12 protein-coding genes are annotated in these 22,021 nt (G+C 42.0%); 11 read left to right on the forward strand and 1 reads right to left on the reverse strand.

Features of this window, described 5'->3' with window-relative positions; translation table 11 throughout:
• Nucleotides 1-86 precede the first annotated feature (86 nt).
• The 5 genes from KXD93_RS14360 (at nucleotide 87) to KXD93_RS14380 (ending at nucleotide 8,434) form a co-directional block, all read left to right on the forward strand.
• On the forward strand, nucleotides 87-1,568 hold the full coding sequence (locus KXD93_RS14360) for a cellulase family glycosylhydrolase (RefSeq protein WP_258137842.1): 1,482 nt from the start codon (nucleotides 87-89) through the stop codon (nucleotides 1,566-1,568).
• A 120-nt stretch (nucleotides 1,569-1,688) separates the two neighbouring features.
• On the forward strand, nucleotides 1,689-3,509 hold the full coding sequence (locus KXD93_RS14365; RefSeq protein WP_258137843.1) for a family 43 glycosylhydrolase: 1,821 nt from the start codon (nucleotides 1,689-1,691) through the stop codon (nucleotides 3,507-3,509).
• Between the two features lie 265 nt (nucleotides 3,510-3,774).
• On the forward strand, nucleotides 3,775-4,005 hold the full coding sequence (locus KXD93_RS14370) for a hypothetical protein (protein ID WP_258137844.1): 231 nt from the start codon (nucleotides 3,775-3,777) through the stop codon (nucleotides 4,003-4,005).
• A gap of 110 nt (nucleotides 4,006-4,115) precedes the next feature.
• Nucleotides 4,116-6,272 (forward strand): glycoside hydrolase family 3 C-terminal domain-containing protein, encoded by a 2,157-nt coding sequence (locus KXD93_RS14375; protein WP_258137846.1) that lies wholly within the window; start codon nucleotides 4,116-4,118, stop codon nucleotides 6,270-6,272.
• Nucleotides 6,273-6,466: 194 nt separating this feature from the next.
• Nucleotides 6,467-8,434, forward strand: a complete 1,968-nt coding sequence (locus KXD93_RS14380; RefSeq protein ID WP_258137847.1) for a sialate O-acetylesterase — start codon at nucleotides 6,467-6,469, stop codon at nucleotides 8,432-8,434.
• Between the two features lie 406 nt (nucleotides 8,435-8,840).
• Here the strand turns inward: KXD93_RS14380 and KXD93_RS14385 are convergent, their stop codons facing one another.
• Nucleotides 8,841-11,633, reverse strand: coding sequence for a substrate-binding domain-containing protein (locus KXD93_RS14385; protein ID WP_258137848.1), 2,793 nt, complete (start codon nucleotides 11,631-11,633; stop codon nucleotides 8,841-8,843).
• Between the two features lie 326 nt (nucleotides 11,634-11,959).
• On the opposite strand from KXD93_RS14385, the gene KXD93_RS14390 reads away from it, so the two are divergent.
• The 6 genes from KXD93_RS14390 to KXD93_RS14415 are packed head-to-tail and all read left to right on the forward strand — an operon-like array spanning nucleotide 11,960 to nucleotide 22,009.
• Entirely contained in the window at nucleotides 11,960-13,291 is a 1,332-nt protein-coding gene (locus KXD93_RS14390) for a sugar porter family MFS transporter (RefSeq protein WP_258137849.1), read from the forward strand.
• A gap of 10 nt (nucleotides 13,292-13,301) precedes the next feature.
• The gene (locus KXD93_RS14395; protein ID WP_258137850.1) at nucleotides 13,302-14,204 is read left to right on the forward strand and encodes a carbohydrate kinase family protein; all 903 of its coding nucleotides are present in this window, start codon (nucleotides 13,302-13,304) and stop codon (nucleotides 14,202-14,204) included.
• A 30-nt stretch (nucleotides 14,205-14,234) separates the two neighbouring features.
• The gene (locus KXD93_RS14400; protein WP_258137851.1) at nucleotides 14,235-17,324 is read left to right on the forward strand and encodes a SusC/RagA family TonB-linked outer membrane protein; all 3,090 of its coding nucleotides are present in this window, start codon (nucleotides 14,235-14,237) and stop codon (nucleotides 17,322-17,324) included.
• An 18-nt stretch (nucleotides 17,325-17,342) separates the two neighbouring features.
• Nucleotides 17,343-19,064 carry a RagB/SusD family nutrient uptake outer membrane protein gene (locus KXD93_RS14405; protein ID WP_258137852.1) on the forward strand — a complete coding sequence of 574 codons (1,722 nt, stop codon included), beginning with the start codon at nucleotides 17,343-17,345 and terminating at the stop codon, nucleotides 19,062-19,064.
• Nucleotides 19,065-19,083: 19 nt separating this feature from the next.
• Nucleotides 19,084-20,472, forward strand: a complete 1,389-nt coding sequence (locus tag KXD93_RS14410; protein WP_258137853.1) for a DUF4960 domain-containing protein — start codon at nucleotides 19,084-19,086, stop codon at nucleotides 20,470-20,472.
• 52 nt (nucleotides 20,473-20,524) lie between these two features.
• Nucleotides 20,525-22,009, forward strand: a complete 1,485-nt coding sequence (locus tag KXD93_RS14415) for a glycoside hydrolase family 32 protein (RefSeq protein ID WP_258137854.1) — start codon at nucleotides 20,525-20,527, stop codon at nucleotides 22,007-22,009.
• Nucleotides 22,010-22,021 lie beyond the last annotated feature (12 nt).

Below are 22,021 nucleotides of genomic sequence, written 5' to 3' on the forward strand. Positions count from 1 at the left end.
CGTTAATACGCCTATTGTGGCTGAAGAGAAAATCCTCTGAACAGTATTGTTCAGAGGGCTCTTTTAAATAAAAATTATAGAAATAAATGAAAAAAAACTATTTTTTTAAATCCGTAGTATTTCTTACTGCGATTATCATCCTTCTCGCATGCAAAAAGGCGAAAACTACGGCACCGGAACTCACGGTTAGCGTGTCGACCATTACTTTTGCGCCCGAAGGAGGAAGCCAGGACATTACCGTTACCAGCAATGCTGACTGGAGCGTAAGCAATCCTGCTTTGTCGTGGCTGCAACTAAGTACTACATCGGGCAAGAGCGGGAGTACCGTTATTCATGTGACAGTGACGTCGCCAAATGGTACAGGTGCAAGCCAGTCTGCAATTTTATACATAAGTTCACCAAACGGGCAGGCAAGAAGGGTGACCGTTACCCAGGCCCCCCTGCCCCCCAACCTGTACCCAAGTTATAATACCTCGCCCATAGCGCCGGACATGACCGGAATGACCAGTACTGCCGTGCAACTTGCTGCAAAAATGGGAACGGGAATGGGAATGAATTTTGGCAATACCATGGACTCCGACATCGAAAATAATTGGGTGACTGGTCCTATTACCAACGTGCAGATAAAATTTGTAAAGCAAATAGGTTTCACTGCTGTACGGATTCCGATGAACTGGGTTTGGACTCATTTAAGTGATCGGAAAAAGGCAACAATTGACCCTGTATGGCTTGCGCGGGTGAAACAAGTGGTTGGATATTGTGTGAATAATGGTGTGTATGTGATAGTAAATGCTCACGCGGATCTTGGCTGGCTGGAAGATAATGTCAATGCCGTAAAGAAAGATTCCGTTAATGCAATGCAAAAGGCGATTTGGGAGCAGATTGCTACAACCTTGCGTGATTTTGATGAGCATCTTATATTTGCCGGCACGAATGAACCTAAGGCTGACAATGCCGAGCAAATGGCCATACTCAATGGTTATCACGAAACATTCATCAATGCAGTTCGCTCTACCGGAGGCAGGAACGCCTACCGGGTGCTGGTTGTGCAGGGGCCTCACACTAATACTTCTATAACCCATACTTTGATGACTACTATGCCTCACGACCCGGTACCTAACAAGTTGATGCTCGAGGTGCACGACTATACGCCTTTTCAATTTACTCTAATGGATGCAGATGCAAGCTGGGGCAAGATGGTTTACTACTGGGGGGCTGGGAATGTTTCCACTATTGAGCCAGACCGCAACAACACCCCTGGAAATGGAGACGAGGCTGCGATCGCTGCTCAATACCAATTGATGAAACATGATTTTGTTGATAAAGGTATCCCTGTGGTGCTGGGTGAATATGCAACAATGAGGAGAACCGACCCCAACAAGCCTATGCCTAAGGATACGTTGATGCACAACAGGTCTGTGGATGACTGGACAAAATTTGTGACCAAATCGGCTAAAACGAATGGTATGCTGCCATTTTTTTGGGAGGTAGGGCAAATGTTAGACAGGGCTAATAATGTGGTAAAAGACCAGCGTATGTATGATGCCCTTGTGGCTGGATATAAGTAAAATTAATGTTGGATTAAAGCTTTTTCTGGAATAGCGGTACTGTGAACAGATTACACAGTACCGTTTTCTTGACGTTTATGATTGGTATTGATTATGAAAAGATAAATTAAACTAACAAAAATGAACAATATAATAAATATGAAAAAGGGTCTTGGTATATTTTTAGGCTTACAATTCTTTTTCACATTCCTTTCTTTTTCCTGTAAGAAGAAACAGGTTGCGCCTCAACCTCAACCTCAATTCACTGTTTCTTCCGCGCAAGTTGTTTTTGAGTCGGAAGGAAGTAGTTCTAATGTTTCTATCACCAGCAATGGTAATTGGACAGCGACAGCCAATAGCTCAACTATATGGTTCACGATAAGTAAGTCATCGGGAGGCCCGGGAAATGTTACGCTTAAATTAATTGCGGACGCTAACAACACGGGGGCTGGCCGCAAGGCGATGGTGACTATCAACACTTCGAATGGTGATGTCAAGCAAATTGAAGTTTCACAGCCAGATAATCAAAATCTGCTATCAAAATTCGCAATTGTTTCGCCGAAACTTCTCACCAATAGTGGGAATCCTTTATTAGATTTTATGTTTACGGCCGACCCAACAGCTATAGCATACAATGGAAGAGTTTATGTGTATGCCACAAATGATAATCAACAGTATTTGAAGGTAGGACCGGGTGGAACAAATAGTGCCGAGTCTATCCGTTCACTGGTCATGATGTCTTCGGATGATATGGTCAACTGGACTTATCATGGCCTCATAAATACAGCAAAGCTGGCACCATGGACTGCTTCGTCATGGGCGCCTTCAATTGAATCCAGAATGGAAGCAGATGGTAAAACGCATTTCTATATGTATTACTCCAATAACGCTTTTGGCTCAGCCGTGCTTACTTCCACCTCTCCCGTTGGCCCCTGGAAAGACCCATTAGGAAAGGCCATAGTCGACCACTCTGTCCCCGGTGTGGATGTCGATGTTCCATTCGATCCCGGCGTTGTGATTGACAAACAAGGTACAGGCTGGCTGGTTTTTGGCGGCGGAGCGAAAAAAACACCCTATATGCCGGGTAATGCCAGAATCGTCAAATTAGGAGCAGATATGATCAGTTTGGCCAGTAGTATTTCTCAGATACCCGCTCCTTATTTTAATGAGGCCAGCGACCTTAACTTTATCAATGGAACCTGGGTTTATACCTATTGTACGAATTGGGATAAACGCGACGTATGGCCTTATAGCAATATTCTTGCACCAACCGCATGCAACATATCCTATATGACGAGTAAAACACCCTTAGATTCGGGTAGTTGGAAGTATGGCGATAATTACTTTAAGAATCCTGGCGAACACCCGGTGGGTGATAACGTGGGTCCTTATACAAACAATCACTCTCACTTGTTCACGTTTCAAGGGAAATGGTATTTTGCTTACCATGCCATGTATTTACAAGATTATTTTAACACTAAGGGTGGTTTTCGTAATGTGGGTATCGAAGTAGCACCGATGGATACAACTAATGGCGTGAAAATCCCCATGATCAACGCAACTTTTAAAGGTCCGTCACAAACTAAGCTATTAAATCCGTTCGTTCTGCAGCAAGCAGAAACCACGGCAGGCACTTCGGGGCACGTTACGTTCGATACTGCTGGTATTGTGGGTAATATGGTTGCCATAGCACAAATAGATAAACAAGTTCTCATGGTCCGGGGAGCCGATTTTAGTAAACAGATTCCTGCCAAATTCGAAGCCCGGGTGAAAGGAACAGGTCAAATTGATGTTTATGTAAATAATCTTAAAGGCCCGGCTCTTGTTTCCCTTAAATGTGATGCGAAGGATTGGACTACGCTCTCAGCGCAAATACAACAGAACATACCTAAAGGAGTAGGGAATATCTATTTTGTATTTTATGGAGAGGGTTTTTTGTTTGATGAATGGAAATTTGATTAAGTCCGGTTGTTGGTTTATTGATGCTATTTATCAATAGATGTTCGATCAAAGCGGGCTGTTACTGCCGATTTGGTGAAACCGTTAAGCCTTTATTTTGGGAGCCGGAGGCAAATAAACGTTGATTCAGCAACCCGCGAATTATTTAAGACAATGACACTTAAAACTGCCGGTATCACGAATAAGAGTTTATTCGTGATACCGGCATAATTCCGCAAGTTCAAACTAATATATTCAATTAGCACTAAAGGATATTAAAAAAAGGAATATGGAAGATCAAACTATTTCAAAAGGGCCGGAATTAGATGAAAGTGAAATTAAAGCTTTGATAGAGAATTTTGATACAATTGGTATTTTGCTTAAAGAGCATCCTGCTTTCTTCAGTAACCCTATCTCAACGCCTGAATCGAAAAAAATGTGTAGCGAGGGCTTGGTTCTTATTAAGAAGTTCACTCAAAAATGTTTAGAACATTATGGGATGCGTTACCTTTCAAAATAAGATTTCAACTACACGCTATGTGGAATACTGAGTTGGCTTTAAAACATATGCTGTTGAAAATTACGGCCGCAGATAAATAGCATCGACAAAATGAAAAGAAATAATATTTTATGAAATATACCATTGCCTGTTTTATGGCATTTTTAGTGGCGGGCGAAGTTTTGGCACAAAATAAAAGTGAGGTGGCGCTTACCGCGAAGATCAACAACATCCTCAGGAAAATGACACTGGAAGAAAAAATTCAAATGCTTCATGGCAATGCTTTATTTTCCTCGGCAGGTGTGCCGCGTTTTGGTATTCCTGAGTTAACGTGTGACGACGGCCCATTAGGCGTGCGGGAAGAAATAAAACGTTTCGACTGGGCCTCAGCCAACTGGACAACCGATTCGGCCACGTTTTTACCCAATGGTTCGGCAATTGCAGCCACATGGAACCCGGCGATGGCACATAAATACGGGGTAGTTATAGGCGAGGAAGCCAACGCCCGGCAAAAGAACATAATGCTTGCGCCCGCATTCAATATTTGCAGGATGCCACTTTGCGGCCGTACCTATGAATATTATTCCGAAGACCCTTATTTAAACAGCCAATTGGCCATTCAATCAGTAAAAGGGATTCAAAGTCAGCATGTTGCAGCCTGTATAAAACACTTTGCCGCCAATAACCAGGAACTTAACCGCGATAGTGTAAACACGATAGTTGATGAGCGCGCTTTGCGCGAAATATATTTCCCCGCCTTTAAAGCGGCTGTACAGCAAGGTAATGCTTACACGGTAATGTCGGCTTATAATAAGTTGAATGGTTACTGGTGCTCAGAGAATGACTTTTTATTGAATAAAGTATTAAAAAATGAGTGGGGCTTTAAAGGAGCTGTAATGTCCGACTGGAGCGGAGTACACCATACCGTTGCGGCCGCTAATAATGGCCTGGATATAGAAATGGGCTCAAGTGGGCCGTATGATCAGTGGTATTTTGCTAAGCCGCTACTTGCGGCAGTAAAATCAGGCCAGGTTTCAGTAAAAACAATAGATGATAAAGTGAGGAGGATCTTATGGTTAATCTATCATACATCCATGAGCTCAAATCACTCTACAGGGTCTATTGCCACGCCGGCGCACGCCAAAGCCGCCTATGACATCGCCTCAGAGTCTATAGTCCTGTTAAAAAATGACGCTCATTTATTGCCTTTAAAGGTAAATAATATCAGAAGCATTGCGGTCATCGGCGACAACGCGGTACGTAGATTTGCTTTAGGAGGATATGGGGCCGGTGTAAAGGCCCAGCACGAGATAACAGCATTAGAGGGCATAAAATCAAGGTTTGGTAAAACAGCCAGCGTCACTTTTGCCCAGGGGTACAAGGCTAATTATTTAGCAAACAATACGGATGCACAAAATGCTGGTTATGATCAGCCCGACCAAATGTTGATCGACCAGGCCGTGGCGCTTGCAAAAACAACCGACATCGCCATTTTGTGCATCGGTTCTAATCGCGAGTTTGAAAGCGAAGGCCATGACCGCAAGAATTTGAAGCTGCCCTTTGGCGAGCAGGAATTGGTTAACGCGGTTAGCGCAGCTAACCCTAATACGATTATCGTAATCATGGCGGGCGCTCCGTACGATTTGAATCAAATAAAAAAATCAAATCATACGATTGTTTGGTCGTGGTTTAACGGATCGGAAGCAGGGAATGCATTGGCCGATGTTTTAAAAGGTATAGTGAACCCATCAGGCCGTTTACCATTTACTTTTCCTGTCTCGTTAGGTGATTCACCCGCTACCGCCCTAAATACCTATCCTGGTAATAATATGACGGCTGATTATAAAGAAGGGATACTGGTTGGCTATCGCTGGTATGACACTAAAAACATAGATCCGCTGTATTGCTTTGGTTACGGGTTGTCTTATACCAATTTTACTTATAGTGATTTGGTCACTAACAAGAAAGTGTATAAAAGGGGGGATAAAATAACAGTTTCCTTAAAGGTTAAGAACACCGGCGCCGTAGCAGGCAAAGAAGTTGTTCAATTTTATATCAGCAAACTGAACTCTACGGTTTTGCGCCCTGGTAAAGAATTAAAGGCGTTTAAAAAGATTATGATAGCACCGGGTCAAACGGCTCCTGTTTTAATAAACATAGCTATAAACGATCTCGCCTATTTTAACGATAAATTAAAAAATTGGATGATTGAGCCTGGTCAATACAAGATACTGGCCGCTGCGTCATCAAGAGATATCAGGCAAACAGCAACGTTTAATATTAAGTAGCAAGAAGAGGTTTTGTCGGGGCGATTTCTTTAATGTAAAATAAATTAGTAAAGGGCAGACAATAAAAACAGGTACTTACCTGATTCAGGATTTGGCGGAAGCCAGAACTACTATTACCGGTAAGGATGCCGAAATAGTTATTTTTCGCAACCAACATTAATTGACGCAAGCTATTAAAGTGAAAAAGTAATAATATGATTTTTATAAATAGAATTTTTTTTGGGGCGATTGTTTTTTCTTTATGCCTGGCGATATTTTGTAACGCTCAATCAGGATACGCCCAAATAACTTTGCCAAAAGTATTTGGCGACAATATGGTTTTGCAAAGAGGCATAGCCATTCCGGTTTGGGGAAAAGCAACTCCGGGTTCCTTGATTGTTGCAATGCTTGGCAAGGCAACTATAAAGACAAAAACGGATAAGGAAGGCAAATGGATGTTACATTTTACGAAGTTCAAAGCAGGAGGCCCTTATGATCTCAAAATTTTTGAATCCGGAAAGCCGGAATCCGCCATCAAACTAAAAGGAATTCTTATAGGAGATGTCTGGCTGGCCTCCGGACAATCCAATATGGAATGGCAGGTACAACAAGCGCAGGATGCTCCGAATGAAATTGCCAAAGCAAATTTTCCCCAGATCCGCTTTCTTCAGGTAGAACATGATATTAAAGTAAGCCCTCAAACTGATTTTTTATCGGGAAAATGGAAATTATGCGACACAAATAGTGTGAAGCAGCTCTCAGCTGTTGCCTATTATTTTGCCCGTAAAATACATAAAGAGCAAAACGTACCAATTGGTATTATTCAAAGCACCTGGGGAGCAACGCCGGTACAAACATGGACAAGCCGGGAAATACAGCTTACATCGGCTGCTACCAGGGCAAAAATGCTTGCAGGCGATACGCTGACTCAAAACAATGTTGTAAAAGATAGCCTGGATATGATACGTTTTTGGGACATCGTTTATCATCCACAGAATAATACTGATAAAACTGTTCCTTTACCGGATTATGATGATTCTGGTTGGACGGCGGTCGAGATGCCCCGGCTGGTTAAAGATTTTGGAATTGGAAAATATGAAGGGATGATGTGGTTACGTAAAAAAATTGTGTTACCCCCATCCTTTGCGGGAAAAAATTTGGTACTGAATATCGGCCGTCCTGAAATGAATTATTCACTTTATTTTAATGGCGCTGAAATATGCAAAACGATTTGGAGTAGCAATCCAAAGCAATCTTATACCATTCCAGCCGGTCTGGTTAAGAACGGAGAAAATACCATTGCTATCAGAATGGCTATGCTGTGGGGCGGTGGTGGATTGCCCCCCCCGGCTGAAAACATTTATATTACTGATGGTTATTCTAAGATATCTTTAGCAGGGAAATGGCTGTATAAAACAAATGTTGAACCGGCCATTCCTAAAATCCATAATTATCAAAATTACCCTGCGGTGCTGTTTAACGCCATGATTAATCCGCTAATTCCTTTTGGGGTCAAAGGATTTATCTGGTACCAGGGCGAGGCGAATGATACGGAGGCTTACCGCTATAGGGAATTATTCCCTATGCTGATCAACAGCTGGCGACAACGTTGGCATCAGGGTAACCTTCCTTTTTTATATGTTCAGTTGGCAAACTTCAAAAAAGAAGATCCGCTTCCTGCTGAAAGCGAATGGGCTGAATTGAGAGAAGCGCAGACACTCACACTGTCACAACCGAATACAGGCATGGCTTGCATAATAGATATCGGCGATGCAAACAGTCTTCATCCTACAAATAAGCAGGAGGTAGGACGTAGGCTGGCGCTGATAGCAGAAAAAAAAGCTTATGGGAAAAATATTATTGCCTCGGGGCCAATGTATAAAAACTTCGTTGTCAAGGGTAAAGATATAATCATAAGTTTTACAGGGATAGGTTTAGGACTTGCTACGCGGGATACAGGATCATTAAAGGGATTCGCAATAGCGGGAGATGATAAAAAATTTTATTGGGCATCGGCAAGAATCGCAGGTGATAAGGTAATAGTTAGTTCGGATGAAGTAAATGTTCCGGTAGCCGTACGTTACGCATGGGCGGACAACCCGGTTTGTAACCTCGTCAATAAAGAAGGGCTGCCAGCCGTACCATTCAGAACAGACGAATGGAAGGGGATTACTCAAAAGTGAGTTTGTTCTATTTTTTCTCATACCATTTGATGAAAGCCACCTAAAAAGTTTTAAGTATCCCTTGATTGTTTGGTATAGACATTATATAGTTGATTCCTAATCAGTCTCAAATATAAGCCCTTTGTTGAAAGCATCGGAATAGCAAGTGATGGCGTGGAAATCCGTGCCGCAAAATAGCTATTTACAGGACCAGTTTTTGACAGGATATCTCCAACAAACTTACAGATCAATACGGTCGCACCATCGAAAACTGCGTTCGCTTTTTGCTGGAAGTAACTGAGACCGTTGGCTCTGTTTGCGGGTGACCGTATAGCGGTACTTGTAATGAAAAGTGGATCATGGGGAGGTATGGGTGACTCCACAGCGCAATCGCAACATCCTAATTATCCGTGCCTATCCGTCAAATTTAACTATCTTCAATTTTATTCCGCTTAAATTCACTTGGAGTACATCCATATTTTGCCTTGAAAACGGTGGCAAAATAATTAGGATTTGCAAACCCGATCCTATATGTTATTTCAGCTATTGTAAGATTTCCATTATTCAGTAAATGTTTTGCTTTCAGTAATCTCCTGTTTAATATATAATCTGCAATATTACAACCCATCAGGGCCTTTACTTTTCTGTATAACTGAATCCTTGATACTCCTACGATTTTACAAATATCATCCACGGAGAACTTTTCATTAGATAGATTTTGTTCGACGATCCCTACAAAATCATTTAAAAATTTCTTATCAATATTTTTGGAGGTCGGAATTTTTTCAATCAGGCTGATATCATTTGTAAAATGCTCCTTTAATAAAATCCTGTTATTGATTAAATTATGGACGCTGGCTAATAAATAATCAAAATTAAAAGGCTTCGTGATATATAGGTCGGCTTTTGATTCAATACCCGAAATTTGGTTCTCCAGGCTACCCTGGGCAGTCAACAAAATTATTGGGATATGGGAAGTCCTTACATCCGATTTAAGTTTCTCTGTCAGTTGTTTACCGGATTGTCCTGGCAACAAAACGTCTGATATGATGAGATCAGGAACCAGTTCAATAGCTTTTAAAAGTGCGTTATTGCCATTTTCTTCGGAATCGACCTCGTAATGTACGCTGAATTTTTCCACGAGATAGTGAAGCAGATCGGTATTATCCTCTACAATTAAAATGGTCAATTCTTTTGGTTTACTTAACAGATCTTTTTGGGGCTGTTCAACAACTTTTTCTAAATCTGCCAGGTAAATTTGGGACCTTGAATTTAAATCAAGCCATTCCTCGTGGTTGCCAGACTTCTCATTTATTTTCAAGTGCTTATCGCCCAACGGCAGGGAAACAATAAATGTAGTGCCAGCCCATTTTTTACTTTTTACTTCAATAGTACCCTGATGGATTTCTACAATTTCCTTACTAAGCGAAAGACCGATACCTGATCCGGTTATTGGCGCATTCTCTGCCTGGTAAAACTGGTTAAATATCTTTGAAACATCTTCAGGATTTATACCAACACCGTTATCTTTTATTTCGATTTCCACGAAGTCATCATTATCTGCCCGAAGGGTCACTTTAACCTGCCCGCTCTCTGAAGTGAATTTAAACGCATTTGATATTAAGTTAAAGAACACTTTATCTAACATATTGGTATCAAACCAAACAATAATTTCCTTTTTTGGGGTGAAAAATTCCAGACTGATATGGTTATTTTTTGCAATCAGCCGGAAGCTGTCAATAATTTCCTTTAGAAATTCTACTATATTATTGGCAGAAGCATTCAAGGATTGTTTTTCATATTCTATTTTACGATAATCGATTAATTGATTAACCAGCTTTAATAGCCGAAGCGCATTTTGCTGGATCATTTTAAAATTTCTTGTTGCTATTTCTGAATGATTTTCATTTGAAAGAAAATCCTGTATGGGGGCGAGCATCAGCGTTAGCGGCGTTCTGAATTCGTGTGAAACGTTTGTAAAGAAGTTCAGCCGGGCCTCAGTCGCGGCTTCAGCCATGGACGACATTTCGATCAACCGGTTACGTTGGTGTAAAATCTCATCATTTTTTGCTTCGAGACTTCTGTTTATTTTGCGGTTCTCCATTAACCAGTAAAAAGCCAGTCCCCCGAATACGATGGCTAATACTAAAGAAATAACGATTATATTAAGAACTGATTGCTGATCTTTATATATCTCGTCTTGTTCCTTTAACAATTTTTGTTGTCTTACGATATCGTTTTGCTGGCTATTGATCTTCCTCCACTGTAATTCCATCAGCCGTACATTTGCTGAATCAATGACAACTGACTGCAGAATATTATCCCGGAAAAATTGTTCCTTGTTCAATATCTGGAAAGCAGTAATGATCGCTTCTTTTCCGCCAGTTGGGTAAAGCAGCGTGGCATCAATTTCTTTATTATCGACCATTTTTATACCACCATCATTTCCGGGTAAAGCATCTACACCAATAACCTTTACTTTTTTGGGTAAATTAAAACTGTCTAAAACACGACGCGTGCCGGCCGCCATTACATCATTATGGGCAAATACGGCATTAACAGCAGATAATTGATCCTTTATTTTAAATAATTCTGTTTGAGCGTTATTTTTCAGCCAGTCTCCATAAACCTTATTAATTAAATGCACATTGGAGAACCTTTTGATACCATCTACAAATCCCCGGTCCCTTTCGATTGCCGGAGAAGAGCCCGGAAGGCCCATTACTTCTATTACATTTATAGGCCCTTTGGCCATTGAGCCTATATACTGGCCCGCCATTTTGCCAATTTCATAATTATCGGCACCTACATAGGCGGTGTATAAGGAGGACGCTGTCTTCCTATCAATTACAATTACAGGAATTCCTTTTTCATATGCGCTTTCAACGATAGGTGTTAGCGGCTGTGCTTCGTTTGGAGAGATAATCAATAAGTCAATTCCCTGATCTAACATTTTTGCGACCTGGGCAACTTGCCGCTTACTGCTACCTTGTGCATCTGAATAGATAAATTCTGCACCGGGATGAAGTGACAACTCTGTTTTCATCTCATCCAGCATAGTCCTTCTCCATAGGTCAGACCCAGTGCATTGCGAAAAACCTATAGTATAACTAACCTTGTTTTTGACTTTATGACATCCACTGATGAAAAGTGACATCACAAGGAAAATCAATATGTACTGATAATAACATATAGCCGAAACTTTGCTTCGAATGTTCATGTAGAAAAATAACAAGGTTTTTAACTGTAAAAATTGGCTTTATTGGAACGAGGACTAAAGTTATGCATAAAGTAACCAATTATTCAAATATCCCTTTAGCAGGGTGTTCCTGGTAAATAACAATAATGTAACATAATTAGAGATTTGATGTAACCAGATTATAGATTCTCAAAAAAAGAGATATCTAATTTGATATAAAGCACTACATATCAGCCATTTAAATAATGTTACAATTTTAGAGAATTTTGAGACAAAATTAATCACATAATTTTTATTACCCCTCTACATTGCAACCAACAAACCATTTATAATACTATTCTTTTTTTATGAGTAAAAATTCTGTCATGGCATGGTCCATGGTCGTAGCCCTCGGTGGCTTTCTATTTGGCTTCGATACTGCCGTAATATCGGGCGCGGAAAAATCAATCCAACAATTCTGGCATCTTTCGGTTTTTGCGCACGGATTGACGATTTCTATCGCCTTAATAGGTACCGTTATCGGATCATTATTGGGCTCCAAACCATCAGATCGTTTCGGGAGAAAAAACACCTTGTATTTTGTAGCAATGGCTTATCTATTAGCTTCATTGGGCACGGCCCTGGCTGATAATTGGTATATTTTTATGGTTTTCCGTTTTCTCGGTGGTTTAGGCGTGGGCGCTTCATCGGTAACTGCACCTATTTATATATCCGAAGTTTCACCCGCCGATAAAAGGGGCAGATTAGTTGGGTTGTTCCAATTCAACGTGGTGCTTGGAATTCTGATTTCTTACCTTTCAAATTACCTGATTAGCCAGTTAGGCGATACTTCGTGGAGGCTTATGCTGGGTGTCCAGGCAATTCCGGCTTTGATATTTTTGATATTGATCAAGTTTATACCGGAAAGCCCGCGTTGGTTAATTCTGAAAAAGGGCGAGACACGACGCGCTTTGGAAATTCTTAGGATCATAAATCCTTTAAATTGTGATCAGGAATTAGTTTCTATAAAGAATTCCAGGCTGGAAAGTACTCCCGGGATGAATAGTGAAGGCCTTTTTTCAGGCCACTACAAGTTACCTGTTGTACTGGCGATCGCAATTGCATTTTTTAATCAGGTTTCCGGTATCAACGCCATCATTTATTATGCGCCAAGGATATTTGAAATGGCCGGGCTGGGTGCCAGTTCGTCTTTGCTTTCGACGGTCGGAATAGGGATGGTGAATTTCATATTCACGTTGCTGGCTATTAATATTATTGATAAAGTAGGCAGACGCCTTTTGATGCTGATAGGATCTGTCGGCTTGATTGCCTCCCTGTCAATGGTTGCCGTCACTTTTTATTCTGGTCATTTTGAAGGCTTTGCAATACCCATTTACATGATGATATTCATAGCTTTTTTTGCCTTTTCCCAGGGGGCCGTAATCTGGGTGTTTATTTCAGAGATTTTCCCTAACCAGGTACGCGCAAAAGGACAAACATTGGGTAGTTCAACTCATTGGATAATGGCTGCAATTATAGCGTTCAGTTTCCCGTGGTTTGCCGAAAAACTGGGAGGTACCGTTACTTTCTCCTTTTTCAGCGCGATGATGGTACTTCAACTCATATTCGTTTGGCGATGGATGCCCGAAACGAAAGGAAAGTCACTGGAGCAGATTGAAACCAGCGTAGTAATGCATTAGAATTTAATATATGAAAGAAAAATCTACTATACCTGCGATTTGCTTTGGTGAAATTTTGTGGGACATGCTGCCAGATGGGCCTCAGCCGGGAGGGGCACCATTAAATGTAGCATACCATATGAATAAACTGGGTATGCCGACCAGTATCTTGAGTAAAGTTGGCAAGGATGTTCAGGGGAACGAATTAATAGCTCTTTTAGACCATTGGGGTATTGACAGACAATTTCTCCAATCCGATACCGACTATCGTACTGGTGAAGTAATTGCCAAAATGAATAACGGTAATGAAGTTTCTTACGACATTTTGTTCCCGGTTGCATGGGATTATATTGAAAAAAACAGTGGCCTGAAAGATAGAATAAATGCTGCCTCCTACATTGTTTACGGCAGTCTTGCTTCAAGAAACGAAACAACGAGGGAAAGCTTGTTCGAGTTACTGAAAACCGATGCTATAAAAGTATTCGATATCAACCTTAGACCGCCATTTATTGGGCAGGATTTGCTCAAAGCATTACTAGATAAAGCTGACATTGTAAAATTTAATCAGGCAGAATTAGAAATGGCGCAACTCCTTTTCCGTGGTTCTTTTGGGAACGAAGCAAGTCAAGTTAGGTTTATTATGGAACGCTTTAATATCAAGGAGGTGATCCTAACTAAAGGAGAGTCCGGTGCATCTTATTATAAAACCGATAACGCCTATCATTCGTGGGGAAGCGAGGTGAAAGTAAAAGATACCATTGGCAGTGGAGACTCCTTTTTAGCAGCCTTTTTAGCTGGACATTATTTAAATGAATCTCCAGAAATAATTTTAAAAAGTGCAATAGCAATGGGTGGCTTTATTGCAACAAAGAAAGGAGGTTGCCCTGAATATGACTTAGAAGAATATAAAGCTTTCAGAAACCAAATGTTTTAAACCAATTATATATAAACCAAATTTAATTAAATGAGAAAACTATTACTATTTTGTTCCATGCTGGTGATGTTGGCGGTAGCTGCATTTGCACAGACCCGGCAAATAACTGGAACGGTGGCTGACAAAGATGGCCAGCCATTATCTGGGGTGTCTGTCATAGTGTTAGAAACCCAAAAAGCAACTTTAACAGATAGCAGAGGCAAATTTTCTATTCAGGCCTCCGTTGGGCAAGCCATACGGTTTTCCTATGTGGGTGTTAAGCCGGTCACAGTTAAAGTAACCGCTGAAAGCACTAACCTTGAAATCACCTTCAAAGAAAACAGTAGCGAATTAAACGAGGTTGTAATTACCGGATATACCGCTGAGCGAAAAAAAGACCTAACGGGCGCTGTAGGTGTTGTAAATGTTAAAGACATACAGGATATACCCGCAGGTAATGCCATAAAAGCGCTGCAAGGCCGGGTACCGGGGGTAAGTATTGCTACTGACGGTTCTCCCGCCGGTAACGTTTCTGTAAGGATCCGTGGAATCGGAACCTTGAACAATACCGATCCTTTGTATGTAATTGACGGTATTCCTACAACCCGCGGGTTGCAGGAGCTTAACGCAGACGACATCGAATCTATCCAGGTACTGAAAGATGCCTCTTCTGCATCCATATATGGATCAAGGGCCGCCAACGGCGTCATTATCGTAACCACAAAAAAAGGAAAGGGGGGTGCGAACCGTATCAACTTTGCGGCAACAACTTCGCTTGAATTTTATGGAAGTAAACTGGACGTGTTGAACACCCAGCAACGGGGCGAGGCCTATTGGAGAGCCGCTGTAAATGACGTATCAAATCCTAACAACAATGGTACGTATCAATATAACTGGAATGGCGATTACAATAACCCTGTTTTAAATAAAGTGCTGCTGCCGGAATTCCTTGATGCGGGTCATACTTTAAGACCTGCGGATACCCGGTGGTTTGATGAGATATCGCGCACTTCGGTATTGCAATCCTACAATTTAACGGTTTCTAATAGTAATGAAAAAGGCAACTCTTTGTTTTCGCTTGGGTATTATGACAACCAGGGTATTATTAAAGAATCCCGGGATCAGAAAATAACCGCCAGATTTAATTCCGATTACAATTTTTTTAATAATCGCTTAAAGGTCGGTGAAAATTTCGATGCCACTTATATGCGCGATGTTTTACTGCCGACAGGAGACATTACCAGCCTTGCCCTGATAGACGAACCCGCGACCCCTGTATATGACATAAACGGAGGATGGGGTGGCCCTTCAAACGGGATGGCCGACAGGCAAAATCCCCTAAGGCTGATTGAAGATAACAAACAGAATAAGAATAATTTTGCCAAAGTATTCGGCAATGCTTTTGCGGATTTGTCAATATTGCCAAATCTTCATTTCCGGTCAAATTTCGGAATCGATTATGCGTTAAATTACGCCAGAACCATTCGTAAGTCATATGTTTCAGGCTTTTTAAATGACCCTTCTAACCTGGTGAATACCAGCACGTCAATTGACGGAAGTCTGACCTGGCAAAATACGCTGACCTATAACCTGGATTTTAAAAAGAGCAAGCTGAATTTTTTACTTGGCCATGAGCAAATTAAAGTGATTAATCAGAACTTTTTCGGAAGCCGCCAGGGCTATGCAATTGAGAACTATGATTATGCCTATTTAAATTCAGGCACCACAAACGTTTTGAATGGAGGCGGCGGCGCTGGCAATGCACTGATGTCTTTTTTTGGCAAGGCTAACTATGTGTATAACAATCGTTACCTGGCATCCGTTACATTGCGCCGTGATGGTTCTTCCCAATTCGGCAGTAACAACAGGTATGCCTATTTTCCCGCCGCCTCACTGGGATGGCGCGTAAGTGAAGAATCTTTTTTTAAGAGTAAGGCACCTTTTATATCCGACCTGAAATTGCGCTACAGCTGGGGCCAAACTGGTAATCAGTCCGCTCCAAATTATGCGACAAATACCCTTTATTCCCCGGTTTATGGTACTAACATCACCGGTCTGTTTGATGGGGGTACCGCATATGACATTACAGGGTCAGGGACAGGGCAGCTTCCATCCGGATATGTACAAACGCAGCAAGGTAACGCTAATCTTAAATGGGAAACGGCGACCCAAAATAATTTTGGGTTAGATTACGGCCTTTTCAACAATAAGATCACAGGCTCTTTTGACTATTTTATTAAAAATACTACTGACATCCTTATCACACCCGCCTATCTTGCTGTAATTGGCGAAGGAGGCAATGAGACAGCTAACGGTGCCTCTGTCAAAAATACGGGTTTTGAAGCGCTGATAAATTATGACGCGAACTTGGGTAGCGATTTCAGTATAAGTTTATCTGCTAATATTTCTGCGTACCGCAATAAAGTGACCAAGCTTCCGGCAGAGGTGCTTACCTCCTATCCGGGCAACGGAACAGACAAGACTATATTAGGACGGTCCGTAAATTCTATTTTCGGTTATGTGGCAGATGGATTATTTACCACACAGGCCGAGGTTGACAACTCAGCGGTGCAACCGGGTAAAGCCCTTGGCCGCATTCGGTACAAAGACCTCAATAATGACGGGATAATCAACGATAAGGATCGTGATTATATAGGAAGTTTTGACCCTGATTTCAGCTACGGCTTAAATACTACGCTACGATACAAAGATTTTGATTTTACGTTCTTTCTTCAGGGCGTTCAGGGTAATGATGTTTACAACACTTATAAACAACTCACAGATTTTACATCGTTGCAGCCAGGAGCCAACTGGGGTAGCAGGGTATTACGAGCATGGACCCCACAAAACCCTAACTCAACGATACCGGCGCTTACATTAGTTGACAGGAACAATGAAGGCAGAGGTTCCAGCTATTTTGTAGAAAATGGCTCTTACCTCAAGCTAAGAAATGTACAGTTAGGCTATAACCTCAAAAAAGCGTTTAAAACGTTAAAAATTCATGATGCCAGGGTATTTATCCAGGCGAATAACCTGCTTACAATAAAAAGCAGTTCTTATACAGCCACGGATCCGGAAAATTCAACTAATAATTTCCCGATTCCTATCGTAACCTCCATTGGAATCAACGCGACTTTTTAAATCTAAATGAAAAATCAAATGAAAACGAAAATATTAATTGCAGCTGTATTGATTTGCACGCTGGGTGTATCATGCAAGAAATATCTGGATGAAACACCGCAGGCGTTGATATCCAGTGAAGAATTGAATACGCCTGCGAATGTGGAAAAAATGGCAATCGCGGCCTATTCAGCACTTGGTAACGACTATTGGGCCGCGCCTTACAGCGATATGTGGGCCTACGGAAGTATTAGGAGCGGCGATGCTTACAAGGGCGGTGACGGAACTGGTGACGTCGCGGATTTCCATGCTTATGAAACTTTTTCTCTAAACCGTGTCGATCTGGGAACCACCGATGTCACCTGGTACCGTTTGTACGTTGGCATCAACCGTGTAAATGATGCTTTAGGAAGGATCAATAACCTTTCAACTGCGGCATTTCCTGACAAATTAACCCGTCAGGCAGAAATGCGTTTTTTAAGAGGGCATTTTTATTTTCTGCTTAAGATTCTTTATAAAAGAGTCCCCTATATAGACGAAAATATACCTAAAGCAGGTTATGATACTGTTTCGAACCGCAGTTATACAAGTGATCAGTTATGGTCAAAAATTACAAATGACTTCAGCTTTGCCGCGGCAAACCTGCCGGCAAAACAAAGCGATATTGGCCGGGCTAATAAATACGCCGCGGAAGCCTATCTGGCAAAGACGCTGCTTTACCAGGCATATACCCAGGACGATAATAACAACGTTACCGCCATTGATAAAGCTAAGCTGGCACAGGTTAGTTCCTTATGTGATGACGTGATTAACTCTGGTCAGTATGGTTTGCTTCCCGATTTCGCAGACAATTTTCTGTCCAGTTTCGACAACAGCAAAGAATCGGTGTTTGCAATTCAATATTCACAAAACGATGGGACACCTGAAGGTCGTGTTGACAACGGGCACTCTCTTGACTATCCTATGGTCTCACAATACGGCTGCTGCGGGTTTCATGTACCGAGCCATAACTTGATTAACGCTTTTCAAACTGATAACAACGGCCTACCCTTATTTAATACATTTAATAACAATGATGTGGAAGCGAGCGGCGACTATTTTGCCAGCACCTTTGATCCAAGGATGGATCACACCGCGGCTATTCCTGGCCATCCATATAAATATAAAACCGATTTCATTTATCAGGCGTCATGGTCACGCGCTCCACAGGTTTACGGGCCGCTGCTGAGCATGAAGGAAACTGTTGCCTATGATGATCCGGCATTTAAAAAATACCCGCCTTTTATGTCGAGCTCTAAGAACTGGGCTATCATCCGTTATGCCGATGTGCTGCTGATGAAAGCCGAAGCACAAATAGAATCGGGCCAGGAAATCCAGGCTTTGCCTTACATAAACCAGGTTCGTCAACGCGCCGCCAACAGCACCTCTTTATTGAAGCAGGCAAATGGAGGCGCTACCTCAAATTACAAGATTAGCACCTATCAGCCGGGAATTAATTGTACATGGACGAACGACTATGCCCGCCAGGCGCTGCGTTTTGAGCGCCGTATGGAATTTGCAATGGAAGGTTACCGCTTTTTTGATCTCGTACGATGGGGTATCGCGGCAGATTATCTTAATGCTTACTTCAACGCAGAGAAGTCAAGGGTTGGCCAGTTACAGGATGCGGTTTTCAAAAAGAACCGGGATGAATATTTGCCGATTCCTTTAAATCAGATAAACTTCAGTAAAGGATTATACAAACAAAACACAGGGTGGTAACAAACTAAATTTAAACGATATGAAATATATAACAATACTCAGAAACAGCATGTGGCTGTTCCTATTAACTGCATGCATGGTATTGCCGGCTTGCAAAAAAACCACATCGGATATTAAGCTGAATACCGATGTCGAATTAAAAACCTTTACCGCAAACGGTGTTACCGGGACAATCAATTCAACTACGCACGAAATCGACATCGTGCTACCATTTGGTTCAGACCTTTCAAAAATTACACCCAGTATAAAAATAGGTGCGGGTGCTACAATCACACCCGCATCCGGCTCCATAGTCGACATGACCCTACCGGTTACCTACCAGGTTGTGAGCGGCAATCTTTATAACAATTATACCGTTAAAGCCTCAGTACAGCCAGGCTTTACAAGCTTTAAAATTGATACAGTAACAGGGGTTGTTAATGATATTACCCACATTATTTCAGTAGTATTGCCACCGGGCACTAATATAAGTAATGTAGCCCCATCGATATCTTTGTCAACAGGCCTGACTATCAGCCCTGCCATTGGGACACCCCAGGATTTCACTAAGCCTGTGAAATATACGGTTACATCGAGCATCGCATCGGTGACCTACACCGTTAACGCAACTGTGCAAACAGCTATACCCTATATCGCGTACTTAGGTACCGCTGCCACTCGCGCCGGGATAACAAACCCGGATGAAAAAGCTGCCGCAGATTGGTTATTTGCCAATTACCCGAATGCTGAATATGTAGCATTTGACAATGTTAATAATGGTTCAGTATCACTTGCTAAATATAAAGTTATCTGGTGGCATTTTGATAGCAGCCAGACGTTACCTGATATTTCCAACTGGGGAAATGTTCTTACTGCGCTTAAAGCTTATTATGCTGCCGGGGGCAATTTCTTCTTGACCGGGTATAGTGCCGAATACTTGCCTTCTTTGGGAATTGTTCCTAATGGAAAAGGTCCGAATAACGTTTTCGGCGACAGTAATCCAGGCATCGACGCAAATAACAACTGGGGAACTTCTTTTACCGGAAATGAAGCAAATCCGCTATTCCAGGGTCTGACTTTAAGTGGTTCATCAACTGCCTTTTTATTAGGTAAAGGCACGGAGCGGGAAAACCATACTGCTCAATGGAAGGTAAGCGACTGGGGTGGCTATACCAATACTGCCGGCTGGCAGGCTGCTACCGGAGGTATTGCCCTTGCGTCGACTGATGGTTCCAATACCGATAATACGGTAAACATCGCAGAATGGCCATCGGTCAATAAAAGCGGGAAAACAATCGTAATTGCCCTGGGTGCTTACGATTGGTATAATGAGCCTGATCCAGGCTCCGGAACGCCAAGTATTCCAAACGTATTTTTGCCGAATATTCAGAAAATGACTAAAAACGCTCTAAGCATATTAACCCAATAATTTAAATATGGGCCTTAGCTTCAACAAATGCTAAGGCCCATTAAAACCAATAATGATGAAGAGATTATTCTTTCTTTTTTTGTTGGATATCCTGATGATATCCTGTAAAAAGGATAGCACCAAATTAGAACCGGTAAATCCTTCGATGCCGTTCTTTTCGGTCTATCCTGCTCCTGTAAAAGGATATGTCGGCGATGTTATGCCATTTTATGAGAACAATACCTTCCATTTATTTTTCCTGATGGATTGGCGGGACAACGCGCCCCAGTATCACCCATGGTATAAATTTACAACTCCAGATCTCCTGAACTACACTTACCAGGGCCAGATGATCGGGTTAGGCACAGCTGGCCAGCAGGATTACACGCTTGGTACAGGCTCCGTTATCAAGGCCGGCAATACTTATTATGGCTATTATACGGGACATAATTATTTATTCCTCGGCACAAGTCACCCGCAGGAAGGGATATTGTATGCTACGAGCTCCGACCTGAACAAATGGACGAAGAAAACAGGGTTCCTTATTACTCCGCCAGAAGGTTACGATTTTAATAACTTCAGAGATCCTAATATTTTCTTTAACGACGTAACTAACGAATATTGGATGGTTATAGGTGCCCGTAAAAATACCGGCACTTTGGTTTATTATACAACCAAAGACCTTTCAAACCCCAATTGGGCATTCCAGGGCGACTTTTACTCACCAGGCACCTACGATATGCTGGAGTGTCCGGATGTATTTAAGTGGGGTAATTACTGGTATTTGGTTTTTTCTGATACCAACATTCAGAATGCCACACATTACAGGTATGCTAATTCACCGTCGGGCCCATGGACTACTCCGGCAAACGACCTCTTGGACAGCCGTTATTTTTATGCGGCGAAAACCACATTTGACGGGAAAAATCGTTACCTTTTTGGCTGGGTGCCAACAAAAAGTGGATTTAGTGACGCTGGCAGCAAAGATTTCGCAGGAAATATGAGTACGCATTTGTTGACTCAGAACGCCGACGGAACTCTGGCTGTCAATGTTCCTGCAGCAATTGATAAGGTGTTTTACAAAGAAAATACGGTTACAGCGACCGCGAAAAGCAGTGATGAAGTAACTTCAGGGCTGGACTACCAGTTAAACGCTGCCGCTGATACCAGTTATGCCCTTTTTGGGAACGTAAACGGGCCTTTTATTATAAAAACCACTGTGAATTTCTCACAGGTACCACAAAGTTTCGGGATATTACTTGGGGCCGGTTCGGTAGCTTCCCAAACCTATCATTTGGGTTTCCAAAATGGTAATGCAGAAAGTGACCGTATAGCATCCGGCTCAACGGTCACAGAAGCATCAATACCTTTTACACTGGCGGCGGGGACTAATTATGCTCTGGAGATCGTCATCGAAAATTCGATCGCAACTATGTATATTAACGGAAAAACGGCTTTAACAACCCGCATATACGCTATGCAGGGCGCACCATGGGGAATTTACTGCGTGAATGGGACAGCCACGTTTAGAAATCTAACTAAATATACCTTAAAGTAATTGCATCAGTAG

This window comes from Mucilaginibacter phenanthrenivorans (genome assembly GCF_024721155.1).
Classification (GTDB): domain Bacteria; phylum Bacteroidota; class Bacteroidia; order Sphingobacteriales; family Sphingobacteriaceae; genus Mucilaginibacter; species Mucilaginibacter phenanthrenivorans.